Origin of the sequence: Pseudomonas sp. REP124 (genome assembly GCF_020164475.1) — a bacterium.
In the GTDB taxonomy this organism is placed as follows: domain Bacteria; phylum Pseudomonadota; class Gammaproteobacteria; order Pseudomonadales; family Pseudomonadaceae; genus Aquipseudomonas.
The window spans coordinates 68286-93057 of record NZ_JAIQWX010000005.1 but is presented as its reverse complement, the minus strand read 5'-3'; the positions used below and the strand labels follow the sequence as shown (position 1 = coordinate 93057).

Here is a 24772-nt window from a genome sequence, read left to right as displayed (position 1 = left end):
GATCAAAAGATCGCAGCCTTCGGCAGCTCCTACAGAGGGGTAGGTTCAGATGTCGAGCACCAGCGGTTCGCTGCCTTGGGCCGGGACCGAACAGCAAATCAGCACTTCGTCCGCGGCCAGGCCCTGGTCCGGGGTGTTGAGGTAGTGCACCTGACCGCTGGTGATACGGGTTTTGCAGGTGCCGCAGGAGCCGCCGCGGCAGCTGAATTCGGGGTTCAGGCCGCGGGCTTCGGCCAGTTCCAGCAGGGTTCCGTTGCCCGGTTCCCAGCGAGCTTCCTTGCCGGCGGTGGAGAACAGGACTTTCACCGGCTCACTTGAAGCCGGTGTCTGTTGCGCGGCGGGCACGGTGACTTCGGCGTCACGGACCAGAGTGGACGGGCCGAAGGTTTCGGCGTGAATCCGGTCATCTGGAATGCGCAGCGCACGCAAGCCATCGTACAAGGCCTGGGTAAAGCTCCCCGGTCCGCACAAGTAGAAGTCGTAGTCATTGAGCGGCAGCACGGTCTTGAGCAGTTCGACATCGATCCGGCCGGCCTTGTCATACTCTCCGCCGGAGCCGTCGGTGGATGGCTGGCTGACTACGCGCAACACCTTGACCCTGCCCCCTGCCAGTGTGACCAGCTCATCGATTTCCTCACGGAAAGCCAGGTCCTCCACGGCGCGGCTGCTTTGTACCAGCCAGGTCGGGCGCAGGCGATTGATGCGTTTACCCTGATAAACCACTTCCCGCAGCATCGACAGCAACGGCGTGATACCGACACCGGCTGCCAACAACACCAGTGGGCGCCGCTCGGCCGCGTGAACGGAGAAATGCCCTTGGGGTGCGCGTGCTTCGATCCAGTCGCCGACCTGGATTCGCTCATGCAGATGCGAAGAAACCAGCCCGTCGCGTTTGACGCTGATACGCAGGAAGTCATCCGACGGAGCGCTGGACACACTGTAGGTACGAATCGACGGCGCCTGCTGCCCGTGGGGCAGGATCCTCACGGGCACATGTTGCCCCGGCTCGAACCCCGGCAGGCCAATGCCATCATCGGGCTCCAGATAGAACGAACGGATACTCGGACTTTCCTCGACGATGCGCGCCACCCGCAGCGGCCGCCAGTGGGTGCGCATGGCCTCGGCCTGCAAGCGTTCGGCCGCCTGCTGCCAACTGCCAGTCATCAGGGAATTGGGCGACTCACCCTCCTCCTTGTCTTCCCAACGCAAAGCCAGCGCCGCCTGACGGTAAACGATGCGCTGCGGCTTGAAACGCCACAGCCGCTCGGCGCCCTGAAACGCGGCAATCTGCGGATCATCCAGCAAAACCTCGGCGGTGCCGGTCATCTGCAGCAGGTCACCGCTCTTGAAGTCCATGAACACCAGCCCGGCCCGGGGGTTGAGCAGGATATTGCCCAGGGTGTTGAAAAACAGATTGCCGGAGAAGTCCGGAATGGTCAGCGCGCCGTCTTCTTCCATGCGCACGAAACCCGATTTGCCGCCGCGATGGGAAGCGTCGACCTGATTCTGGCCGTCGCGCTCGACGTAGGTGGCGACGTAAAACGAATCGGCCGTGGTGGTCATCTGACGCACGATCTCGTCAGTCGCACTCAACTCGCGGGCAATGTCGAGCGTCTCTTCGACGAAGGCGTACTGACGCAGATTGATATAACGCGGGCAATTGCCGTAGGCCTGGGTGACGGCGATTTCGATGCCATCCTCCAGCTCGCGCTGGACATTGCCATTCATGCGGTTGCGCCGGCGGGTATGCAATTCCATGCCGAGCATGCCGATGGCATCACCAGCTTTCATGCCTTGCTGCGCCGGATCATTGAGTTGCGGCTCAAGCTTTATGTGCAGGATTTCCGGTTCCGGAGAATGCATGAAGCCGGGTTGGCCGGTGCGAATCGTGGCCCAGACATCACCCTGAGGATCCACCGCACCCAGAATCACAAACGGCAATTGCGCATAGAACTCGCGATGCTGGTCCGGCATCCACGCCCGGGACATTTGTCGTTGGCCGACCCCCACCATCATCTCGACCGCGCCGACGCTGCGCTGCAAGGTCAACTCGCCTTCATGCCAGGGTGAGGATTGCGCTTTCGTGACTTCGTCCATCGGGTGTCTCCTTGCGCCAGTGGTGAGGGTTGCGTCGTGAGCGCTATCTTCTCCTCTAAACGGCGGCGGCAGAATCCACAAGGATTGCAATCCACTATTTCGCAGGGTGAAACGATGGGGCCTTTTGCGGATCCCTCTGTAGGTGCCGAGCTCGCTCGCGATGGATTCTAGACCGCTGCGGGGCATCTGGTTTCCCGCGTTATCGTTGACGACCATAAACCTGTAGGAGCCGAGCTTGCTCGCGATGGATTCAAGACCGCCGCGGGGTATCTGGTTTCCCGCGTTATCGTTGACGACCATCGCGAGCAAGCTCGGCTCCTACAGAGGTTTGTGGGATTGGGCGTTACGCCGGCACTGGCGCGTTAGCCGCAATCAACCCGGCGCTGCGCAGTTCCGCCCAGAATGCCGCCGGGATCACTGCCTTGAGTGCAGCCACATCTTCAGCGATACGCTCCGGACGGCTGGCGCCCGGGATCACCGCGGCCACCGCCGGGTTGGCCAGGGAGAATTGCAGCGCTGCGGCCTTTATGTCCACGCCATGGGCCTGGGCGATGCGCTTGATGTGCTCGACCTTCTGGATGATCTGCGGGCTGGCCTTCTGGTATTCGAAGTGCGCGCCACCGGCCAGGATCCCTGAGCTGTAGGGACCACCGACCACGATGTCGACGTTCTGCGCATGGGCCGAGGCCATCACGCGTTGCAGGGCACGTTCGTGATCGAGCAAGGTGTAGCGACCGGCGAGCAGCATGCCGTCAGGGCGGGCTTCTTCCAGATCCAGGGTCAGCTCGATCGGCTCGACGCGGTTGACACCCAGGCCCCAGGCCTTGATCACGCCCTCGTCACGCAGACGGTCCAGCACCTTGAAGGCACCGGTGCGGGCCTGTTCGAAGTATTGCAGCCACTGGTCACCGTAGAAGTCCTGTGCGATGTCGTGAATCCAGACGATGTCCAGGCGGTCGGTCTTCAGGCGCTTGAGGCTGTCCTCGATGGAGCGCTTCGTGGCATCGGCGCTGTAGTCGTTGACGATCTTGTTGCGCAGACCGTGTTCGAACACACCGCTTTTTTCACCCAGGTCACGGGCGCTGTTGTCCAGTTCGTCGAGGATGACGCGGCCGACCTTGGTGCTCAGGACGTAGTCGTCGCGGTTGTATTTTTCCAGCGCGTTGCCCAGGCGGATTTCGGAAAGACCGGCACCGTAGAACGGCGCGGTATCGAAGTAACGCACGCCGGCATCCCAGGCCGCATCGACGGTGGCCAGTGCCTCGGTTTCAGGAATGTTGCGGAACATGTTGCCCAGTGGAGCGGTACCGAAACCCAACACGCCTGGCAATTTGTCTTTCAAGCTCATTTTCGAATCCTCTGGATCAGTTGAGTGATCGCCGGTTGGCGACCGTTGAGCAGATCCTAGATTGCGCAACGCAGACCGTCCAAGACACAATAAGCCATACTTGAGACCTCGCGAGCATCACATGATCGACCTGCGCCAGCTTCGCTATTTCATCGTCACCGCCGAAGAGGAACACGTGGGCCGCGCGGCAGAGCGGTTGCACATTTCCCAGTCGCCTCTAAGCAGGCAGATCGCCCAGCTCGAGGAGCGCCTGGGCCTGGTCCTCTTCGAACGAAGCCAGCAACGCATCCGCCTGACAACCGACGGAAGGACCTTCCTCACCGAAGCTCGCGCCCTGCTCACCCACGCCAATCGGCTCGAGTCACTGGGCAAGCGCCTGGGGCGTGGCGAAGAAGGCGGTCTGTGCATCGGCTACATCGAAAATGCCATGCACGCCAACGTGCTGCCGGCGGCCTTGCGGGAAGTACGCGAGATTCGCCCCGGCGTGCACATCGCCCTGCACCACCTGAGTTCGGCCGATCAGCTCGAAGGCTTGCGCCAACGCAGCCTGGACGTGGCGCTGGTCAGCGAGCCGCCGAGCAACGATGACCCGGAACTGACGCACTTTCAGTTGCTGGAAGACCCCATGTTGCTGGCGATGCCGGCGAACCATCCGCTGGCGGGTACCGAGCGTCTGCTGCCGACTCACGTGCAGGATCTGGACTGGATTGGCGTGAAGTACAGCCAGGGCGAGAACCATCATGCGGATTTCGTCGCTGCGTGCATTCGTGCGGGGTTCACGCCGCAGATTCGTCTGGAGGCAGCTGAGCCGTATACCGCGTTGGGTCTGGTGGCGGCTGGGCTGGGGGTGGCCATGACTCAGAAAAGTTTGAATCAAGCGGCGCATCCAGGGGTGGTGTTTCGCGAGCTGCCGTGGCTCACGTTTACCATGCCGCTGTGGGTGGCTTGGCATCGGGTGACGTTGCGGCCGTTGGTGGAAACGTTTCGGTTGATTCTTACCGGGCCGGAGCCGGAGCCTTTTGTTTCGCAGCAACAAGGCAGTCTGGCCGAGGTGCGTTAATTGCGCCCATAACTAAAAACGCCGCGTTGGACGCGGCGTTTTTAGTTGTTTTACAGCAGTTCGGAATAACTTCAATCATTAACTTCAACCGCTCTGCTGGGCGTTACCGAGGATGGTGTAGTCCAGGGTACGGGTGACGCCGGCGCTGTCCAGGTAAACCATCTTCGAGTCGATGATACCGCTGGTGGTGGCAGGGTCCTGAGCGGATTTGATGCTGATGACCTTGGCGATGTCCAAACCTTTCTGGGCTGGAGTTGCCTCTTGAGCCGAAGCAAAAACACTGGCTAACGAAAGTGCGGCGAACATTACGTATTTCATGATGAATCTCCGGGATAAGTTGGTTAAGAGAGCAACTAAGTGGTCTGTGTTTGCTCGCTTGGGACCCATTATCAATTCATCACTTGAGTGGTGGAAGTTCGCTTAATTAATACCAAAGATTAAGAAAATTGATGAGGCGCAGCGCGCTGATTGATTTTTACCCTTTCGCTCAAAAACTGTGGGAGCGAGCCTGCTCGCGATGCAGGCACAGGCAACGCGTGGTATCAGGTTTCCCGCGTTATCGTTGACGACCATCGCGAGCATGCTCGCTCCTACAATTACTGCAGCGGTGAAAACTTCGCGGGCAGGTAGATGGTGGATTGCATGTCGCGCAGTTGCGGGCCGGAGTTTTCCGGGGGCCAAACGCCGTCTGCAACGGCCTGGGTGCGCACTTGCAGGCGCTTTTCCAACGTGGACCACGGCCAGATATGCAGGTAGCGCGGCAGTGCGCCGTCGGTGGCGTAAAACGCGGCGTATACCGGGGAGTATTGTTCGGCGGTGCGGGCTTCGATGGCCTTGGCCCAGCCATCGAGGGTCGGTTGCAGGCCGGCGCTGATCAGGTCGTAGACTCGCAGTTCATAGCACGGCCCGTTATTGCCGGGGGCCAGGGGTTTGAGGAAGGGAAACAGACTGTAGTTTTCGATGCGCAGGTCGGTGATGAACTCGTTGATGCCGAACGCCCGGCCATCCAGCAAGAACCGCTCGCGTTCGGCTTGCCGCGCGTTTTCATCGGCAAAGCCGCGCAACAGGGCAATCTGGTTCAACTGACCGATCTCCGAGGCCCAGCACCCCATCAGGGTGCCACCGACCTCGGGCTCGGCCAGTGCCGTTTCAATCTTCGCCAGCGCTTGGGCGACGGTGCGAACCTTTACCGTGAAGGTGATCAACTCGAATAACCGCATGGCGTACTCCGGCCAGAATTCAATAGCCGGCAGCCTAGGGCAACGCTCTGCGCTGCGGTATTCGGGTGATCACTCTCGGTCTAAGTGTTTTCTTTAGTTCGGGTCCAGCAGCCCGCCGCTCCAGTTGCGCGACACGCGGGTGCCGGTGAACTTCGCCACGCCCATGCCCTGGCCGATCAGGCGATCGCGGTAGCGGGTGACCAGGCGTCCGGTCTGTTGCGCGTACAACACCACTTCCGAAGACGGGTCGCCGGGGCGGCGCAGGATTCGTGCAAAGCGCTGGCCCTCCTCGACGAGATCGCCCAGTTCCTTTTCGAAGATCAGCACGCCGGGTTGCGGCGCAAGGATGGTTTCCATGTGGCCCATTTCCACGGCTTCGACGGGCCAGTCTGCGGGTGCCGGGGTATCGTCGATCACGCCGTATCCGCACAGCCAGGAGTAAAGACCGTCGGCATCCTGCTCGGCGAAGTGATCGCTGACGTCGCCCTGCCCGCGCAACTCCAGGGTCGCCGCCATGTGCCGGTCGGCGCTGCCTTCGCGCAGCCAGGGGGCGATGATGGTTTCTTCGAAGGAGCCGTCGCCGCCGTCGTCCCAGATAATCGCCACGTCCATCTTCAACGCCGCCGCCAGGTCACGACCGCGAGGCCAGAAACCGCGGTGCACGTAGAGGTAAGGCAGTGCTTCGTCATCGGTGTGCAGGTCGAGCATCACATCCGCCGGAGCCGCCAGTTGCACCAGTTGCTTTTGCCATTGCTCGACCACGGTGGAAGGCTGCTCCATGGCCGCCGACTGGTCGAAGCCCCGGTTGAAGTTATGCCCGGTGGCGTCGTGATGCCGCCCGAGAATCCGCCCCTGACGGAACTGGCCGATACCCAGCGGATTGGCCTGGGGCACCACGGTGATGCTGCCCTTGAGACGGCCTTGCTGCTCGGCCACTTGCAGACGTTGCATCAGCAGGTGCAGCACCAGCATCCCGGCGATCTCATCGGCATGCACGCCGGCCTGCAAATGCACGGTCGGACCGCTGCCGTCACCGACGAACCGCCATGCCCCGACCTGAACGGTGCCGCCGTTATTGTTGTGAACGTTGAACGAAACATCCTGCGCCATGCGATTGCCCCCTGTTTTGTATGCCAAAAGCGTCGTCGCGGACGAGACTGGTGATTGAACGTATGTTCAACTAAGCTCGGCAACGTGGAACCATTCAAGGAATACCCCGTGACCACACCTGCCCCGAAAAACCGTCGTGCCGAAGCCGATGAACGCCGTGAGTCGCTGATTTGCGCCGCCCTGCGCTGTCTGGTTCGCGATGGCCATGCCGGGCTTTCCGTGCGGCGTATCGCCACCGAGGCCGGTGTATCTGTCGGCTTGCTCAATCATCATTTCGGTAGCATCGATGCGCTGATCGCCGACACTTACCAGAAGCTCGCCATCGAACTGACCACCGCCCTGCGCAATGAAATCGATCAGGCCGGCACGCCGGCGCAGAAGATGGATGCGTTCCTGGTCGGTTCCTTTTCCCCACGGGTGCTGGACCCGCAATTGCTCGGCGCCTGGGTGGTGTTCTGGAGCCTGATCCGGCATTCCGAACACGTAAGCCAGGCCCATGAAAAAAGCTACGGCACCTACATCGACCTGCTGTGTCAGTTGCTCGACGACCTGGCCACCAGCGAAGGTTTCAAGATCCACGACACCCGCCTGGCCGCCATCGGCCTATCGGCGATGCTCGACGGCCTCTGGATCGAGTGGAGCCTCAACGCCGAGACCTTCAGCCCGGCCAACGGTCTCCACATCTGTCGCTGCTGGGTAAAGGGACTGCGAAACGGAGCATTCAGCGCCGACGACGTCCTGTGAGGCGTGCCGGCCGAAGATCATCGCCAGGGTGCCGCTGACCGCGATCAGGCCGGCGCCGATCATCAGCGACACGTCCATCAGCGTGCCCCAGACCACGCTCGACAGCAGGAACGCCCAGATCAGCCCGGTGTATTCGAACGGTGCTAGCACCGTGGCCGTGGCGCGCTGGAAACTGGCGAACAGCAAGAACTGCCCCGCTCCGCCCATCAGGCCGGCGGCGAGCATACCCAGCCAGGCCGGCATCGGCGTCGGCGTGTGGGTCCAGGGCAAGGCCACGGCCATGCAGATCACGAACACCACATTGGTGATGAGCATCTGCTCCAGCACCGAAGTCTGGTCATCCACCTGACGCAGTTGAATGTAAGTAAACGCCCAGAACACTGCCGCCAGCAGGGTCAGGACGATCGGCACAGGGTCCGCCATGTTGTTGGGACGGCAGGCAATCACCACGCCGATGAAACCGAGGATCAGGGCGAACCACTGCCAGCGGTTGACCTGTTCCTTGAGAATGCTCGTCGCCAGCACCGTGACCATGATCGGCGCCGAGAAATACAGGGTGGTCATTTCCGCCAAGGTCAGGTCCCGGGCCGCCGTGTAGTACAGCAGCCAGGCCGCAATCGACAGCAGGCCGCGCACCACCAGCAGCCGACGGCTGGATGAACGCCAGGCCCGGCGAACCAGCTCGGTGCGCCCCGCCAGCAGACAGGCGCCCGCCACCACGACGGCGCGCCAGAACAGAATGGTGAACACCGAATAGCCGTCCACCAGCCACTTGATGCCCGCGTCCTGCAAGGACAGAAAGGCATAGCCCAGAACGCACAGGCCAATGCCTTGCAGTGAGCGGTCAACCCGTGGGTGGTTCATCATGCGGACCTGCGCACCGGGGTGCCGCGACGTTCGAAGAAGGCGAACAGTGCCTCGATCAGGAACGTCAGGCAGATATACACGCCGGCCACCAACAGCAGCGGCTCATAGACTTGCAGGGTTTGCGCCCGCACCACGTTGGCCGCGCCCAACAGGTCGATGACCGCGATGGTCGAGGCCAGCGCCGTGGATTTGAGCAGCATCACCGTTTCCCCGGCGAGGGTCGGCAGCAGCAGGCGCAATGCCCGAGGCAGGCGCACCCGCAACAGGGTCTGGCGCGGGGTCATGCCGAAGGCCGAGGCCGCTTCCATTTCTCCCTTGGGCACCGCCAGCAGGCCGCCGCGAATCACTTCGCCGACGTAGGTGCCCACCGACACCACCAGGGCGAAGACGATGTACCAGTAGCCATCGCGCATGTAGGGCCAGAGGAAGCTGCCGCGGATCACCGGAAACTGCGCGAACAGGCTGCCCAGGCCGTAGTAGAAGATGTAGATCTGGATCAGCAGCGGCGTGCCGCGCGTCACACTGGTGAAGAACAGGCTGACCTTGGCGATCAGCTTGTTTCTGGAGATGCGTGCCAGTGCCACCAGGATTGCCAGGACGAACCCCAGCACGCTGGAAATCAGCAGGATGGCGATTGTCGTTTGCAGTCCGCGCATCAGCAGCGATGCGTATTCGAGTATCCACGCTGGAATCATTTCGCTCTCTCAACCCGTTCGTTCGGCCCGGTTAGTCGACAATTGGCATCCAGCGACGAATGCGTCGCTCCAGCCGTCCCGACAAGTAGTTGGATACCAGCGTCACCGCGTAATACAGCGCTGCGGCGGTGAGGTAGAACAACAGGTACTGACGGGTCGAACCCGCGGCCTGCTTGGCGGTGTAGAGCAGTTCGTTGGTGCCGACCACGCTGATCAGCGCACTGTCCTTGATCAGGTTGATCCACAGGTTGGACATGCCCGCCATCGCGTACGGCGCCATGATCGGCAGCGTGACGCGGCGAAACAGGCCGAAACCGTGCAGGCCGAAAGCCTTGCCCGCTTCGATCTGGCCGAAAGGAATGGCCTGGATCGCTGCGCGGAAGATCTCCGAGGCGTAGGCGCCCTGCACCAGCCCCAGCACCAGGATCGCCGCCAGTGGCCCGCTGACATTGACCACGTCGTAACCCAAAGACTCCATCAAGCGATTGAGCAGCATGGAACCGACGTAGAACAGCAACAGGATCATCAACAGCTCGGGTACGGCGCGGAACAATGTGGTGTAACCACGGGCCAGTGCCGCAATGGGTTTGGGCGCACCCAGCTTGAGACAGGCCACCACCAGCCCGACGATCAACCCGACCACAAAGGCCCCGGCCGATATCTGCAGGGTCATTCCCAGCCCCTTGAGCAACGCAGCGCCCCATCCCTGTTCGCTGAAACCGATCATCTCGAACATTGTTGGCATTTCAGTCTCCGGTTAAGCCCCACAGAACACCCTGCTCCCTGTAGGAGCGAGCATGCTCGCGATGGATTCCGATACACCGCGGGGCATCAGATACCCAGCGTCATCGTTGACGACCATTCGCGGGCAAGCCCGCTCCCACAAGTACTGCGCCGTCCCCTGTAGGAGCGAGCATGCTCGCGATGGACTCCGACACACCGCGGGGCATCAGGTTTCCCGCGTCATCGTTCACCACCATCGCGAGCATGCTCGCTCCTACAGGTATTGCGCCGTCCTCTGTAGGAGCCAGCTTGCTGGCGATGGACTTCGGGACACCGCGGGGCATCAGGCTTCCCGCGTTATCGTTCGCCACCATCGCGAGCATGCTCGCTCCTACAGGTGCGTCACCAAGGTCACAACTTCGGCTTTACGCTGGTGCCGAAATAGCTCTGGGAGAGTTCGTCGTAGTCCTTGCTGGCCAGCAGTTCGGTGATGGCCTTGTCGAGCTTGGCTTTGAGTTCGGTGTCGTCCTTGCGGATGCCGGCGCCGACGCCCTTGCCGAACAGCGGGTCGTAAGGAACGGTAGCGAGCAGTTCGAGGCCCTTGGCGTCCGGGGATTTGACGAAAGCGGTCATCGCGGTGCCGTCGGCCATCATCAGGTCGATGCGACCGGCAACCATGTCGGCGTTGGCCGAATCCTGGGTGTCGTAGTACTTCACGTCGGCGATTTTTTCGTAGTAGGCCTTCAGGTAACTGGCGCTGACGGTGGAGTTCTGCACGCCGATGGTCTTGCCCTTCAGGTCATCCGGGTACTTGGCGACTTTGGTGCCCTTGGGGCCGACAATCGCGATCGGGGTGTCGTAGTAGGCCTTGCTGAAAGCTATCTGCTTCTCACGCTCTTCGGTCACCGACATCGAGGAAAAAATCACGTCGATCTTCTTCGCCAGCAGCGACGGAATGATCCCGTCCCACGCCACTTCCTTGATCTCGCACTCGGCTTTCATTTCGCTGCACAGCTTGTGGATCAGATCCACTTCAAAGCCCTTCCACTCACCGTTGGCCTGCTTCTCGGTGTACGGCGGATAGGGTTCGGCTGCGACCGCGAAGCGGATCGGCTGGGCCTGCGCTGCGCTGATGCCGGCGAGCATGACGCAAGCCACGCCGCCCAACCAGTTTGCCAAACGTCGATTTCCCATGATTGTTCCCCGTCTTTTATTGATGTTATTAGCGAGTCTGATGAGCGTTGACGAACTGTCGGCAACGCTCGCTGCGTGGGTGTACGAACACATCGTCCGGCGTACCGGTTTCCTCGATCAGGCCTTGATGCAGGAAGGCGACCTTGGATGAGACATCGCGTGCGAAGGCCATTTCATGAGTCACCAGGATCATGGTCCGGCCTTCTTCGGCGAGCGAGCGGATCACCCGCAGCACTTCGCCGACCAATTCAGGGTCGAGTGCCGAGGTGGGTTCATCGAACAGCATGACCTTGGGCCGCATGGCAAGGGCCCGGGCGATCGCCACCCGTTGTTGCTGCCCCCCGGAGAGAAACGCCGGGTATTCGTTGCGCTTGGCCGCCAGCCCCACGCGTTCGAGCAGCGCTTCGGCGCGTTCGGTGGCCTCCGCCTTGCTCTCGCGCAGGACCTGGGTCGGCGCCTCGATCAGGTTCTCCAGCACCGTGCGATGGGGCCAGAGGTTGAAGTTCTGGAACACCATGCCCAGGCTCGAACGGATGCGCACCAGCTGCTTGGCATCCGCCACCAGCGGCGCGCCGGGACGGGTGTGGTTCAGGTGAATGCTTTCGCCGTCCACCAGGATGCGGCCCTGGTCCGGCACTTCGAGCATGTTGATGCAGCGCAGCAAGGTACTTTTGCCCGAGCCGCTGGCGCCGATCAGAGAAATCACATCGCCTTCGCGGGCGGTCATCGAGACGCCCTTGAGCACTTCGATGTTGCCGAAGCGCTTGTGCAGCTTTTCCACCTCGATCATGTTGCGCACGGTCGCCGGCTGAATCAGCGGTTCGCTGGTCACGCGGGCGATGACAGGCTTCGGTGCTTCATCTCTGAGTACAAGAAGGAAGTCGCGGATGCGCTTGCACGCTTCCGCCAGCCGCTCTTCACCCATGGTGAAGGACAAGCGCACAAAGCCTTGAGCTGGCTCGCCAAAAGCGGCGGCATCGAGCACCGACACCCGCGCCTCACGCAGCAGCCGCCAGGCGAATTCCAGCGAGGTCAGGCCGGTAGCGCGCACGTCCACCAGCACGAACATGCCGGCATCGGGCTTGAGCACGGAAATCGCATCACAGCCCGACAGCCCCGCCACCACCAGGTCACGACGGTGCCGATAGATATCACGCATGCCGTGGCTGACTTCGTCGTGAGCCTGCACGGCCTTGAGCGCGGCTTCCATGCAGAAGCCCGGCAAGCCGTAGAGCATGCTCAACACCAGGTTTTCGGCATGGGCCACCAACCCGGGATCAGCAACGATCCAGCCGATGCGCCAGCCGGTCATGGCGTGGGACTTGGACAGGCTGCCGATCACCACGCAGCGTTCGGCCATGCCCGGCAACGCCGCCAGGCTCAAGTGATCGCGCTCGAAGGTCAGGCTTTCATAGACTTCATCGACCACCACCCAGAGGTCATGGGCGATGGCCAGGTCGGCGATGGTCTGCAGTTCTTCGCGGTTGAGCACCACGCCGGTGGGATTGTTCGGGTTGGAGAGGAAAATCGCCTTGGTGCGGTTGGTGATGGCCTTGGCGAGGACGGCGGCGTCGAGGCGGAAATCATCATCCGCCGAGCACGGCACCCGCACCAAAGTGGCGCCGGAGGCCTTGAGGGTCGCCTCGTAGGTCACGTACATCGGATCGAGGGCAATCACCTCGTCGCCGGCGCTGAGCAGGCACATCGAAGCGGTGAACAAGGCGTTCTGCGCCCCGGCCACGGTGATCACGTTTTCAGCTTGCAGTTCACGACCGAGGAGTTTGGAGTAACGCCCGGCGATGGCGTCGCGCAGCGCCTTGCGGCCAGCGATTTCGGTGTAGTGGGTGTCACCTTCGCGCAGCGCTTCGATGGCGGCATCGGTGATGAAGTCGGGTGTCGGGAAATCCGGATCGCCGACACTGAGAATGATCACATCCTCACCGCGTCGTCGCGCATCGAAAGCCGCGTAGTGAATATCCCAGGCCGCTACGCCTTGTCCTGAGATCCGCTCAACAAAGGGTGAAAACCGCATGCCAGTGCCTCGTTCAAAAAGAAGAAACGCAAGCCCGCAACCAGCCGGGAGAGTAGGTGGAAAAGAACATAATCCAAGCTGAACACTCGTTCAACAGAAAAGTGATGAAGGTGCGCGTTTAGCGTAAACAGGTCGTTTTTAATGCATTGGCGCCGTTTTTGCGTGGAGGCTCGCGCAAACCCTCCGGGCGGCGTTTGGGCGGCTATGCTGCTGTGATATTCCCTGGCCGGAACCACGCAATGCCCTCATCCGCCCGTCCCTTGCCGCTGTTTACCGCGCTCGCCCTCGTCCTGTCTCTGGACGGATGCGTACGCTTGGGGCCGGATTTTCAGCCGCCCGCAGAGCCCTGGGTCGATCACTGGAATTCGCCGCACCTGGAACAGGCCAGCCAGCGGGAACTGCAACCGGACATCCGCCAGTGGTGGGAGATTTTTGCCGACCCGACCCTGGACCAGTTGATCGCCGAAGCTGACGCCAACAACTCCAGCCTGAAGATCGCCGGCCTGCGGGTCATGGAGGCCCGGGCGCAACTGGGCATCGCCGAAAGCGGCCGTTATCCGCAGCTGCAACAGCTCAGCGCCGACAGCGTGTATGTGCACCGTGACCAATCTGGCGGTCGTAACCCGGTCGACAGCCGTTTCTGGCAGCACAGCGCTGGCTTCGATGTGGGTTGGGAACTGGATTTCTGGGGACGTTTCAGCCGCGCCATCGAGGCCTCCGACGCCAGCTATTTCGCCGCCGAGGCCAATTACGAGGACGCCCTGGTGCTCCTGCGGGCGCAGGTCGCCGACAACTACTTTGCCCTGCGTACAACCCAGGCCCGCTTGCGAGTGGCCGAGGAGAACGCCCGCCAGCAGGAGCGCAATTACGAGATCACCGAAAAGCTTTTCAAGAGCGGCCAGACCGCCGAACTCGACCTGCAACAAGCCAAGACCCAATACCTGGGCACCCTGAGCAGCATTCCCGGCCTGCAGGATCAGCTGGTGCGCCTGCGCAATGCCCTGGCGATCCTGATCGGTCAGCCGCCGGGAGAATTGCCGCTGGTGGTGGAGAACAACAGCCTGATTCCGCTGGTGGACCGCGCGGTGCTGCAGGACGTCCCAGCCAAGCTGCTGCTGCGCCGCCCCGACGTGCGCGCCGCCGAATTGAACGTCGCCGCGCAGTCAGCGCTGGTGGGCGTGGCCGAGACCGATCTCTACCCGTCCCTGAGTCTGCTGGGCAGCATCGTCTGGTCCACCGACACCCTAAGCGGCAGTTCCCGCAGCCTCGACCTGATCGGCGGGCCAAGCCTGCGCTGGAACGTGTTCGATTACGGACGCATCACCAACAACGTGCGGGTCCAGGATGCGCGCCTGCAACAATTGATCGAGGCGTATCGCGACAAGGTGCGCCAGGCCGCGCGTGAGGCGGACGACGCCGCCAACGGCCTGACTCAGGCCTTGCAGCGCGAACGCATCCTGCGCGAGGCCGAAGGCGCGGCGAAGCGTTCACTGGAACTGGCCAACACCCTGTATCGCGAGGGTTACTCGGACTTTCAACGGGTGCTCGATGCCCAGCGCGCGCTGCTCGACACCCAGGACAGCTATCTGGTCAGCCGCAGCGACGCGGTCAGCAACGTGATTGCCCTGTACCGGGCCTTGGGCGGTGGCTGGTACAGCGCCCAGGCCAGGATCGACCCGGCCACACGCAAGCAGATGGAACAACGCACCGACTGGGGCGAGCTGCTGTCCGAGCCGCAACCCGCCTCCTCCTCTCCCAATCCGGTAAGCACCCATGACTGACGCCGCGCCTCCTTCCTCCGACGCCCCGCCGCCCGCCGCCGACCCGACGAAGAAAGGCGTGAAATGGGTGCTGCTGCTGATCGTCCTGAGCCTTGCCTGGTATCTGCTGGCGGATCGCTTCACGCCCTACACGCAACAGGCCCGGATCGGTGCGTTCGTGATTCCGGTGGCGGCGGAAGTCGCCGGCCGGGTGATCCGCGTCAACGTGCGCAACAACCAGGACGTCAAGGCTGGCGATGTGATCTTCGAGGTCGATCCGCAGCCCTATCAAATCGCCGTCGACCGGGCCAAGGCCGATCTGGAATCCACCCGCCGGCAGATCGGCGCGAGCACCGCCGGTATCGCTTCGGCCCAGGCCAGCTTGCGGGCGGCCCAGGCCAACGAGCTCAAGGCGCGGCAGGACAATCAGCGCCTTGAAGGCCTGTATCGCCAGGACCCCGGCACCGTGTCCGTGCGTCTGCTTGAAGTGTCCCGGGCCAACCGCGAGGCGGCGGTCAGCCAGGTCGCTGCCGCCCGCGCCGAAGTCCAAAGGGCCCGAGAACAGGAAGGCGGCAGCGAGGAAGACAACGCCCAGTTGCGCAGCGCTGCCACCGCCCTGTCGAAAGCCGAGCTGGATCTGTCCAACACCCAGGTGCGCGCCCGCTCGGCCGGGCTGATCACTGACCTGCGCACCGACGTCGGCCAGTTCGCCGCCGCCGGTAACCCGGTGATGACCCTGATCGCGATCCATGACGTGTGGATCAGCGCCGACATGACCGAGAACAACCTGGGGCTGGTCAAACCCGACACGCCGGTGCGGATCGTGCTCGATGCGCTGCCCGGCGAGGTGTTCGTCGGCCGTGTTCGCAGCGTCGGTTACGGTGTCAGCGTCGGCCAACCGACCGCCCCCGGTAGCCTGCCCACGGTGCAGAACAGCCGCGACTGGCTGCGCCCCGCCCAGCGATTCCCGGTGATCATCGAGTTTTCCCCCGAGGCGCTGAGTTCACTCAAGGACAACCGCTCGATCCGCGCTGGCGGCCAGGCCGAGGTGATGGCCTTTCCTGACGAGGGCAATTGGTTGAACCCGTTGGGACGGATTTTCCTCGGGCTGATGAGCTGGCTGTCGTATGCCTACTGAGCGCTCACCGAGGTCCCAGCGCGCGGCGCGCCTGGCATTTGGCACGGCGCTGTGCCTGGCAGCCAGTTATGGGCTGGCGTTGCCGATTCCGTTTCTGGCGCCGGTGTTGTGTACGTTGTTGCTGATATCCGTCAATCGCCCCCTGTCCTTCAAGGCGGCCATCGGCCTCGGGCTGGCGGCGATGCTCACCACCGGTGTCGGCCTGCTGCTGATTCCGCTGCTGCGTTATTTCGGGTTCAGCGGCGTGATGCTGATCGGGCTTTGTCTGTTCGCGGTGTTCGGGTTTGGCTTGAGGGGCGGCAATAATCTGATCGTCACGCTTTTGGTGATCGGTCTGACCATGATTTCTTCGGCGGGCTTTGCCGATTTTGATCTGGCGCTGACGGTGATCAAGGCATTGGTGGCGGGGTTGCTGCTGGCGATCATGATGGGTGTGATCGCCCATGGCGTGTTCCCGGAGCCGGCCAACGCCCCGACCCCGCCCGCTCCCGCGCCACTGCCCGAGAACGAAGTGCACCGGGTGGCGTTGCGCGCAACATTGATCGTGATCCCGGCGTTTCTGTTGGCGCTGATCGATCCGGCCAGCTACCTGCCGATCGTGCTCAAGGCGGTGAACCTGGGGCAGCAGAGTTCCACCACTTCGGCCCGCAGCGCCGGTCGCGAACTGGTCGGTTCGACGCTGCTCGGCGGTCTGCTGGCGATCCTGTTCTGGTGTGCGCTGAGCCTGTTCGTGCACCTGTGGATGTACTTTCTGTGGATGCTGCTGTTCGGCCTGATCCTGGCCCGCAAGCTCTACGGCCTGAGCCCCGGCCGCTGGAGCCCCGGTTTCTGGATGAACACCCTGATCACCCTGATCATCCTGCTGGGGCAGTCGGTGCAGGACAGCGCGGCGGGCAAGGACGTCTACACCGCGTTTGCGGTACGGATGGCGCTGTTCATTGCGGTGACCTTGTATGCGTGCGTGATGGTGCATGTGCTAGAGCAGCACCAAAATCCGAAGCCACAACCTCTCCTGTAGGAGCGAGCATGCTCGCGATGGAAGCCCATACACCGCGGGGCATCAGAACGCCCGCGTCATCGTTGACGACCATCGCGAGCATGCTCGCTCCTACAGGGGACGGTTTTTCAGGGGTTGACCTGGTAGCCCTTGCCTTGCAGGCAACTGGTATACGCCGTCGAGGTATTGGCCGCATTGGTCTTGTTCTGCTGCCGGCGTTCCTGACGCTGGCGCGAGCCGCCCACCACAGCGCCAGCCGCAGCCGTCTGCTTGGCCCGGTCCTGGCGATAGTCCTGCTGCCGGTCGCTATCCACACGATCATAAATTTCATCGTGTTGATTGCCGCGTATCTGAGCAGCGGTCGCCCCGGCGGCGGCACCGGCCACGGCGCCCTTGACCCGACCACCCGAAGGCGTGGACGTCGAAGCCGTCTGACTGGCGGCGATGTTATTGCACTCGGAAATATCGGCTTGAGTCTGCTGCGAAGTCTGGCCCTTTAGCGGCACCACAGATTGGGCCCATCCCTGGGCGCTCAGAACCGACAAAACCAGGCACAGGCCGACGGGCGGAAACCTTTTCATGATGTCCTCCGAAATGAGCGTGATACACCCTGAATCAGTGTAGTTCAGCCCTTCTCCCGGACCTCCATCACCAGGCTGTTTCCGACCCGACGCACCGGCACCGTCTCCAGCGTCGCGCCCTTGCACGGCCCATCGACGCAATGCCCGTCCTCGAAACGGAACATCGCGCTGTGATGGGCACACATCAAGACCTTGCCGCGATAGGTGCAGAACTCCTGCGGGCGAAAGTCCAGCGGCACGGAAAAATGCGGGCAACGGTTGATGTACACCCACGCCTGCTCGCCCTGGCGCACCGCCACCAGCCCGGCGGGATGCAGTTGCTGGTGTTGCGGCAGACCCAGGGCGCCGCCGTCGGCGATGTCGTCCAGTTGGCACAGGGTAATCGTGCTCATGGTCAGCCACGCATTTCCGGGTTGCCCAGGCTCCAGTTCCACGGACGGATCTGGATACTGGCGAACAATCCGGCCTGAACGTACGGATCGTCCTGAAGAAAGGCCTCCACCTCCGGCAGGCTGCCGGCTTCGATCACCAGCAAAGTGCCGTTCATCGATACACCGGCATCATCCAGTGTCGGGCCACCAAAGCGCACCACCACCCGATGGCTGTCGTTGGCACGCAAATGCGCCTGATGGCTGGGGCGCAGACGCTGGCGCAGGCTCAACGAATCCGGACGGTCGGTGGCGAATACCGCAAAGTACTGACCCATGACTCAAGCCTTTTCCATGACGAATTCGTAGCACGCACGCTTGAACGGCAACGCCATGCCCAACCGGGCGGACACCTCGTCGTGGCTGGCCCGGTCCTCATAGATCACCTGCAGCGATTGCTTCACACCAAACACCGCATCCGACGCCAGATACGGGTCGTCGTGGTTGAACAGGTGCGTGACCAGCTTGCGATAACCCGGTACATCGATCATGAAATGCAGGTGCGCCGGGCGCCAGGCATGCCGGTTGGCCGCGTCGAGCATGCGCCCCACCGGTCCGTCGGTGGGTATCGGGTAAGCCACCGGGACAATCGTGCGGATGGCGAAACAACCGTCGGCATCGGTGCGATAACGCCCGCGCAGGTTGCCGAACGGCTGTTCGGTGTCCTGGCCGGAGTACATGCCGTTCTCGGCGGTCTGCCAGACGTCGAGCACCGCGCCGGCCAGGGCGTTGCCGTTGACGTCCACCACCCGCCCGCGTACCAGCGCCGTTTCGCCTGGGGTAAAGGCCATGTTTTCGCCGAATTCGCGATCCGGCATGCCGTCGATGTAGAACGGCCCGAACACCGTGGTTTCGGTGGCCGTGGCGCTATGGCGATGGTTGATCGCATCCACCAGCATCGACACGCCCAGGGTATCGGACAGCAGGATGAATTCCTGGCGCACCAGGCCGTCGCACTTGTGGCCCGTGTCGGTCAGGAAGCGGATGCCTTCGAACCACTCCTGCTCGGTCAGCTCGACCTCGCTGACGAATGCATGCAGATGCCGGGTCAGGCTCTGCATGATCTGTTTGTAGCGCGCATTCGGCGCGCCATCGAAGCTGTTCACGGCTTGCTCGGAAATCAGCGCTTCGGTGGCTTTGTCTTGATCGGTCATTGTTGTTATTCCGATGAACGTGGTGAGTGCGTCAGGCCGGTGCCTGGCCCTTCAACGCGCGGTTGAGCAGTGCCTCGATCGGCGCCTGCTCGAACGGTCGCGGATTGTAGTACGGGCTTGCGCAGGCGATTTGCGCCGCTTCAGCCGGGCCGTTTGCAGGAAAACCAATATCCTCCAGTGCCAGGGGAATGCCCAGCTTCTGGTTCAGCGCATACAGCAAGGCGCCGACTTCACTGGCCTCGCTGCCCCCCAGCGCCCGCGCCGCCCGCTGCAAAGGACCGGCCGCGGCTTCGCGGTTGTAATGCGCCGCGTGGGGCAAGACGATCGCGTGGGCCTGGGCATGGGGCAGATTGAAGGTGCCGCCCAGGGTGTGGCACAGCTTGTGGTGCAAGGCCATCCCCACCGAACCCAGGCAAATGCCCGCCAGCCAGGCGCCGTACAGCGCCTGGGCGCGCGCGTCCGGGTCTTCGGGATTGTCGACCACGCCCGGCAACGACTGCGCCAGCGAACGGATCGACTCTTCGGCCATGAAGCCGATGATCGGGTTGGCGTCCTGGGCATACAGCGCCTCGACCGCGTGGGCCATGGCGTTCATGCCCGAACAGGCGGAAATCTGCGCCGGCAGGGTCAAGGTCAGTTGCGGGTCGTAGATCACGGTCTTGGGCAGAACCCGTGAATCGCGCCCGGTTTTCTTCAGGCGGTTCTCGGTCAGGCCGTAGATCGGGGTCATTTCCGAACCGGCGTAAGTGGTCGGCACCGCCACGATCGGCAGGCCGGAATCCATGGCGATCGCCTTGCCCAAGCCAATGGTCGAACCCCCGCCGATGGCCACGCAGCAATCGGCATCCAGCCGCGCCGCTTCCACCCGGGCCGCCTGGGCCACTTCCAGCGGAACGTGCATCACCGCCTTGGGATAGATGCCCGCCGCACGCTCACCCAGCAAGGCCGCGACCTGCTCGCCCAGGCCCTGTTGTTCCGGAGTGGTGAGGATCAGCGCACGCCGCGCGCCCAGGCGCTCGATCTCTTCGGCCAGCGCCGACAGCTTGCCCCAGCCGAACACCACGCGGGTCGGCAGGCTCTGGTAGATAAACGGATTCATGGCAGACCTCAGCGCTTGAAGTGCGGCGGGATGTTGGCGTCGACGTTGACCCACACCGAGCGGGCCTCGGTGTAGTCGTGGATCGCTTCAAAGCCCATTTCGCGACCATACCCGGACTGGCCGACGCCACCAAACGGGCTGCCTGGGCTGACGCGCTTGTAGCAGTTGATCCAGCACATGCCGGCGTGAATGGCATTGGCCATCTTGTGCGCGCGGGTCAGGTTCTGCGTCCACAGGCCGCTCCCCAGACCGTACTCGGTGCTGTTGGCGATGGCCAGGGCTTCTTCGTCGGTGCTGAAGCGCACCACGGTGACGAACGGGCCGAAAACTTCTTCCTGGCAGACACGATCCTCAGGCTTGGCCTCGACAATAGTCGGCTCGACGTAGAAACCCTTGGCCAGGGCCTTGTCGTCCGGGGCTTTGCCGCCGGCGAGGATCTTGCCGCCCTGCTCGATGGCGATATCGATGTAGGCCATCACGCGGTCGCGGTGCAGCGCCGAGGTCAGCGGGCCCATTTCGGTCTCGGGGTTCATCGGGTCGCCCAGGCGGATGGACTTGGCCAGCGGGATGAAACGCTCGAGGAATTTGTCGGCGATGTCCTTGTGCAGGATCAGCCGGGAACCTGCGATACAGGCCTGGCCCTGGTTATGGAAGATCGCCCAGGCGGCGCCGTTGACCGCCGCGTCGAGGTTGGCGTCCTCGAAGACGATATTGGCACCCTTGCCGCCCAGCTCCAGCTGGATGCGCTTGAGGTTGCTCTTCGACGCCTCGACGATGCGCCGCCCGGTGGCGGTGGAACCGGTGAAGGCGATCTTGCCCACGTCCAGGTGTTCGGCCAGCGCCTGGCCCGCGGTGTGGCCGTAACCCGGCACCACGTTGACCACGCCTTTGGGGAAGCCGACTTCGGTCATCAGCTCGGCGATGCGCAGGGTCGACAACGGCGTGATTTCCGAAGGCTTGATCACGATGGTGTTGCCCGCCGCCAGGGCCGGGCCCATTTTCCAGCTGGTGAACATCAGCGGGAAATTCCACGGCACGATCTGCGCCACCACGCCGATTGGCTTGCGCTGTACGTAGTTGAGGAAGCCGGCTTCCACCGGAATCACCGAGCCTTCGATCTTGTCGGCCATGCCGCCGAAGTAGCGGAAACAGGCGGCGGTGCGCGGCACGTCGAGGCCACGGGAGTCGCGGATCGGGTGGCCGGTGTCCAGGGATTCGAGGCGGGCCAGCTCTTCGCCGCATTCTTCGATCTTGTCCGCCAGCTTCAGCAGCAAGCGCCCGCGTTCGGCAGCGCCCAGTGCGGACCACGCCGGAAATGCGCGCTTGGCGGCGGCGACGGCCAAATCGACGTCGGCGGCTTCGGCGGCGGCGATGCGGGTGATCAACGAGCCGTCATGGGGCGAGACCACGTCGATGGTGCCGCCAGCGACCGCATCCACGAAGCGGCCATCGATATAGAGCTGATTTTGCATAATGGTTTCCTCGCACCGCGCCCCTGGCGCAGTGTCTGACTCAATTTCTGAAAGCCGGGCCCGGCGCGCTGCCGGGCAGGACGCGAGGTCTTAGAACTCGATCGGGTACGGCGTGAGTTCGCCGCTTTCGTAGCGTTGCGGCAGGTTCGGCGTGGCGTTTTCCCAGACCATCAGCATCGAGCGCTTGGTCGAGTAGCCCTGGTGACGGATGTCGGCGGGCATGGCGCAGATGTCGCCGGCACGCATGGTGATTCGCGCGCGGGGGTTGCCGTCGTCCTTGTCGCCCACGTCCCAGATGATTTCGTCGGACAGCTGCAGGAACCACTCGATGCGGTCGTTGCCGTGGAACACCGGCAGGATGAATTCTTCGGTGGTCGGGCAGAACAGGCTGGCCTTGCACACCGAGGTCACCGACGGGTTCCAGGTCACGTCCGAGCGCGACAGGTACTTGAACAGGCTGAAGGCATGCAGTTGGCCTTCGAAGCCTTCGGCCGGGTGGACTTCCGGTTCTTCCTGGGACACGTCGATGAACTGGCGGTTGACCGGCAAATCGTTGCGCAGCGGCGAGTCATCCGGCAGGCCGGGCATGCGTTTGGTGGCAATGCGGAAGCGTTCGATGGCCTCGATGTTGTCACCGTTCTTGCGCCCGAAAGCGCTGCCGGTTTCTTCGGGGGCGGCGAACGGGTCGAAGGTGGCGTTGGTCCAGTCCCGCAGGATGGCCTTGAAGGTGGCCATGATCAGCGGCGTTTCGAAGTTTTCGGTGTAGTTGACCCCGGCTTCCTTGAGGGTGCCGTTGAATGTGCCGGCGTACAGGTCGACCTTGCCGTAATAGTTGCGGGTGCCGATGACGTGGTCGAAGTTGACCCAGCCGTAGAAGAAGCCCCAGGCCACGTCGCGCATCATGGCGCGCAGGAAGGCGTCGACCGGGATCAGGTGCGAGCGGGTCTGGCCCTTGGCCGGCCAGGTGATGCGGGCGAAATACTCGTCGCGGGACAGTTCGAAGGCGCCGAGTTTGAATGAGCGATAACCGGTGACGGCATGGGGCGCGCTGGCCTGGACTTCGTCGTCGGCAAACAGGGCGGTTTCAGCAGCGGTTTCAAGCATGGCCATGGCGGGATTCCTTTTGTTGTTGTGGAGTGGACGGTCGGCGGCGGGTCACTTCAGGCAGATGTCTGCCCACTTCTCGACCGACAACGGGCCCTTGATGGTCTGTTGCAGGATCACCCCCGGGCGGCTGGCTTCGAAGCGATACGCGGTGCCGACCGGCAGCAGGCACTGATGGCCGCGCTTGAGCAGCACGTAGCCCATGGGCTTGCCTGCTGGCATGTCTCCGGCCGCATGAGTGCCCTCTCCGTCCTTGAGCGGCGCATCGAGCTTGAGGAAATCGACCCGTACTTCACCGTCCATGACGATGGCGAACTCGTCGTGGGCGCAGGTGTACCAGGGCGATTCGCCTTCGGCACGCAGGGTTTCGATGACGTAACCCAGGTTGTAGCCGACGACGACTTTCTCGTAAGGAAGGGATTTGTCCGCCACTTCGAAAATGTTCGAAAAGGCGTAATGACTGGCCTGGCCGCTGACGATTTCAACCGAGCCCTTGCTGTAATTGTCCAGCGAGCCGAAGACTGTTTCGATTGCTGCGCTACTCATGGTTCTCACCGTTTTGTTGTTTTAGTAACAGTGAGCAAACAGTACGACGCGACAGGTCCGGTAACAATTAGCTGGTGGACGACAACAGTGTTTGCAAAACGCGAACACTGAAACGCGGTCCCCTGTAGGAGCGAGCACGCTCGCGATGCAAGCCCTGACACCGCGGGGCATCAGGCCGCCAGCGTCATCGTTAACGACCATCGCGGGCAAGCCCGCTCCCACAGGGATTTGTGCCGCACCGCAGATCCACTGTAGGAGCGAGCATGCTCGCGATGGAGGCACAGACACCGCGGGGCGTCAGGCTCCCAACGTCATCGTTGACGACCATCGCGAGCAAGCTCGCTCCTACAGGGTGGTGGGGTTTCAGCGGATCCAGCCGCGCTCCAGCAACGGCACGTCCCAGCAGGGCTCGGCGCCGAAATTGTCCACCAGGAAATCGATCAGGGTCCGGACTTTCAAAGCCCGGCGCTGGGTGGCGGGGTATACCGCCGAGAAACTGAACGACGACAACTGATAATCCGACAGCACCGGAATCAACCGTCCGCTGAGCAGATCTTCACTGGCCACCAACGTCGGCAGGCAGACAATCCCCACCCCGGTCTGGGCGTAATCGCGCAGCAGGTGCACGGAATTGGAACGCACCTGCCCCGGCAAACTCAGCTCAACCTGCTCGTCCCCGCGATTGAACACCCAGCGATTGCGCGACGGATACCCCTCGTACAGCGCGATCTTGTGTTGCAGCAATTGCTGGGGATGGGTCGGGACGCCGAACTCGCTGGCGTAATCCGGGGACATGCAGAACAGCCGGCGCACCGTGAACAGCTTGCGCTCGATCAGGGTTTCGGCCATCGGCGGGAACATCTGGAACGCCACGTCGAAACCTTCTTCGATGGGGTCCACCACCCGGTCGTTGACGATCACATCGACCTCGATGTCCGGGTACAGCCGGGTGAATTCTGCAAGCAGGTGGCCGAAGTGGCTGATGGCGAAACCCGGCAGCATCTGCACCCGCAGCTTGCCGGTGGGCTTGGCCCGCAGCTCGCGCATGTGTTCGGTCAGGGAATTGAACCCGGCGACCATGTCCGCGCACTCCTTGTAATACGTCTCCCCCACTTCGGAGAGCCGCACATGGCGGGTGCTGCGATGGAACAGCGGCGCGTTGATGAATTGTTCCAGTTGCTGGATGCGATGGGTGATCACCGAACGGGTCACGCCCAGTTGTTGGGCAGCCTTGGCGAAGTTGCCGGTCTCGGCCACCCGCACGAAGGCTTCGACACTGAGTAAACGATCCATGGGGGCAGGTTCTCTGGAGGCTTTTTATTGTTGGCGTAAGGCGAGGTTAGCCTTTCGCCGGCCTGCGCTCCATACATCTGTAGGAGCGACCTTGCTCGCGATGGTCGCCA

At 62.6% G+C, this 24772-nt stretch carries 23 protein-coding genes and 1 pseudogene; 5 read left to right on the top strand and 19 right to left on the bottom strand.

Annotated elements, in window-relative coordinates:
* Positions 1 to 45: 45 nt before the first annotated feature.
* Complete coding sequence (locus tag K9857_RS02705; protein ID WP_224533368.1) at positions 46 to 2097, bottom strand: pyridoxamine 5'-phosphate oxidase family protein; 2052 nt, start codon at positions 2095 to 2097, stop codon at positions 46 to 48.
* Between the two features lie 343 nt (positions 2098 to 2440).
* Positions 2441 to 3445, bottom strand: a complete 1005-nt coding sequence (locus K9857_RS02700) for an aldo/keto reductase (RefSeq protein ID WP_224533367.1) — start codon at positions 3443 to 3445, stop codon at positions 2441 to 2443.
* Between the two features lie 121 nt (positions 3446 to 3566).
* On the opposite strand from K9857_RS02700, the gene K9857_RS02695 reads away from it, so the two are divergent.
* A complete protein-coding gene (locus K9857_RS02695) occupies positions 3567 to 4505 on the top strand; it encodes a LysR substrate-binding domain-containing protein (protein WP_224533366.1) in 939 nt (312 codons plus the stop codon).
* 84 nt (positions 4506 to 4589) lie between these two features.
* On the opposite strand, the gene K9857_RS02690 is transcribed toward K9857_RS02695, so the two are convergent.
* The 3 genes from K9857_RS02690 to K9857_RS02680 form a co-directional block, all read right to left on the bottom strand.
* Complete coding sequence (locus K9857_RS02690; protein WP_224533365.1) at positions 4590 to 4823, bottom strand: DUF2790 domain-containing protein; 234 nt, start codon at positions 4821 to 4823, stop codon at positions 4590 to 4592.
* Between the two features lie 278 nt (positions 4824 to 5101).
* Complete coding sequence (locus tag K9857_RS02685; RefSeq protein ID WP_224533364.1) at positions 5102 to 5725, bottom strand: NIPSNAP family protein; 624 nt, start codon at positions 5723 to 5725, stop codon at positions 5102 to 5104.
* A 93-nt stretch (positions 5726 to 5818) separates the two neighbouring features.
* Complete coding sequence (locus K9857_RS02680) at positions 5819 to 6835, bottom strand: succinylglutamate desuccinylase/aspartoacylase family protein (protein ID WP_224533363.1); 1017 nt, start codon at positions 6833 to 6835, stop codon at positions 5819 to 5821.
* Between the two features lie 84 nt (positions 6836 to 6919).
* Between K9857_RS02680 and K9857_RS02675 the strand changes: the two are divergent.
* Positions 6920 to 7483, top strand: a pseudogene (locus tag K9857_RS02675) (TetR/AcrR family transcriptional regulator); the annotation flags it as partial.
* On the opposite strand, the gene K9857_RS02670 reads toward K9857_RS02675, so the two are convergent.
* The 5 genes from K9857_RS02670 to K9857_RS30345 all read right to left on the bottom strand — a co-directional run bounded on the left by K9857_RS02670 (position 7439) and on the right by K9857_RS30345 (position 13090).
* A complete protein-coding gene (locus K9857_RS02670; RefSeq protein ID WP_224533362.1) occupies positions 7439 to 8443 on the bottom strand; it encodes a DMT family transporter in 1005 nt (334 codons plus the stop codon). The pseudogene K9857_RS02675 and the gene K9857_RS02670 overlap by 45 nt on opposite strands.
* Positions 8443 to 9141 (bottom strand): ABC transporter permease subunit, encoded by a 699-nt coding sequence (locus K9857_RS02665; RefSeq protein WP_224533361.1) that lies wholly within the window; start codon positions 9139 to 9141, stop codon positions 8443 to 8445. Before K9857_RS02665 ends, K9857_RS02670 begins: the two co-directional genes overlap by 1 nt.
* A gap of 31 nt (positions 9142 to 9172) precedes the next feature.
* Complete coding sequence (locus tag K9857_RS02660) at positions 9173 to 9886, bottom strand: ABC transporter permease (RefSeq protein WP_224533360.1); 714 nt, start codon at positions 9884 to 9886, stop codon at positions 9173 to 9175.
* 389 nt (positions 9887 to 10275) lie between these two features.
* Complete coding sequence (locus K9857_RS02655) at positions 10276 to 11058, bottom strand: transporter substrate-binding domain-containing protein (RefSeq protein WP_224533359.1); 783 nt, start codon at positions 11056 to 11058, stop codon at positions 10276 to 10278.
* Positions 11059 to 11086: 28 nt separating this feature from the next.
* Entirely contained in the window at positions 11087 to 13090 is a 2004-nt protein-coding gene (locus K9857_RS30345; protein WP_318011740.1) for an aminotransferase class I/II-fold pyridoxal phosphate-dependent enzyme, read from the bottom strand.
* A gap of 239 nt (positions 13091 to 13329) precedes the next feature.
* Here K9857_RS30345 and K9857_RS02640 point away from each other — a divergent pair, with 239 nt between their 5' ends.
* Genes K9857_RS02640 through K9857_RS02630 form a run of 3 tightly spaced genes read left to right on the top strand, consistent with a single transcriptional unit; the run spans position 13330 to position 17006 of the window.
* Positions 13330 to 14871, top strand: a complete 1542-nt coding sequence (locus tag K9857_RS02640) for an efflux transporter outer membrane subunit (RefSeq protein ID WP_224533358.1) — start codon at positions 13330 to 13332, stop codon at positions 14869 to 14871.
* Positions 14864 to 15988 carry an HlyD family secretion protein gene (locus K9857_RS02635; RefSeq protein ID WP_224533357.1) on the top strand — a complete coding sequence of 375 codons (1125 nt, stop codon included), beginning with the start codon at positions 14864 to 14866 and terminating at the stop codon, positions 15986 to 15988. Before K9857_RS02640 ends, K9857_RS02635 begins: the two co-directional genes overlap by 8 nt.
* A complete protein-coding gene (locus tag K9857_RS02630; RefSeq protein WP_224533356.1) occupies positions 15978 to 17006 on the top strand; it encodes a DUF2955 domain-containing protein in 1029 nt (342 codons plus the stop codon). Before K9857_RS02635 ends, K9857_RS02630 begins: the two co-directional genes overlap by 11 nt.
* A 107-nt stretch (positions 17007 to 17113) precedes the next feature.
* On the opposite strand, the gene K9857_RS02625 is transcribed toward K9857_RS02630, so the two are convergent.
* The 9 genes from K9857_RS02625 to K9857_RS02585 form a co-directional block, all read right to left on the bottom strand.
* Positions 17114 to 17566 carry a YMGG-like glycine zipper-containing protein gene (locus K9857_RS02625; protein WP_224533355.1) on the bottom strand — a complete coding sequence of 151 codons (453 nt, stop codon included), beginning with the start codon at positions 17564 to 17566 and terminating at the stop codon, positions 17114 to 17116.
* 44 nt (positions 17567 to 17610) lie between these two features.
* Positions 17611 to 17958 carry a Rieske (2Fe-2S) protein gene (locus K9857_RS02620; protein WP_224533354.1) on the bottom strand — a complete coding sequence of 116 codons (348 nt, stop codon included), beginning with the start codon at positions 17956 to 17958 and terminating at the stop codon, positions 17611 to 17613.
* A 2-nt stretch (positions 17959 to 17960) separates the two neighbouring features.
* Entirely contained in the window at positions 17961 to 18272 is a 312-nt protein-coding gene (locus K9857_RS02615) for a YciI family protein (protein WP_224533353.1), read from the bottom strand.
* A gap of 3 nt (positions 18273 to 18275) precedes the next feature.
* Complete coding sequence (locus tag K9857_RS02610; protein ID WP_224533352.1) at positions 18276 to 19148, bottom strand: dioxygenase; 873 nt, start codon at positions 19146 to 19148, stop codon at positions 18276 to 18278.
* Positions 19149 to 19179: 31 nt separating this feature from the next.
* The gene (locus K9857_RS02605) at positions 19180 to 20247 is read right to left on the bottom strand and encodes a maleylacetate reductase (protein WP_224533351.1); all 1068 of its coding nucleotides are present in this window, start codon (positions 20245 to 20247) and stop codon (positions 19180 to 19182) included.
* A gap of 8 nt (positions 20248 to 20255) precedes the next feature.
* Entirely contained in the window at positions 20256 to 21719 is a 1464-nt protein-coding gene (locus K9857_RS02600) for an aldehyde dehydrogenase family protein (RefSeq protein WP_224533350.1), read from the bottom strand.
* A 90-nt stretch (positions 21720 to 21809) separates the two neighbouring features.
* Positions 21810 to 22829: a hydroxyquinol 1,2-dioxygenase gene (locus tag K9857_RS02595; protein WP_175378750.1), complete on the bottom strand. Its 1020-nt coding sequence runs from the start codon at positions 22827 to 22829 to the stop codon at positions 21810 to 21812.
* 45 nt (positions 22830 to 22874) lie between these two features.
* Entirely contained in the window at positions 22875 to 23369 is a 495-nt protein-coding gene (locus K9857_RS02590) for a hydroxyquinol 1,2-dioxygenase (RefSeq protein ID WP_224533349.1), read from the bottom strand.
* Positions 23370 to 23732: 363 nt separating this feature from the next.
* Positions 23733 to 24662, bottom strand: coding sequence for a LysR family transcriptional regulator (locus tag K9857_RS02585; protein ID WP_224533348.1), 930 nt, complete (start codon positions 24660 to 24662; stop codon positions 23733 to 23735).
* Positions 24663 to 24772 lie beyond the last annotated feature (110 nt).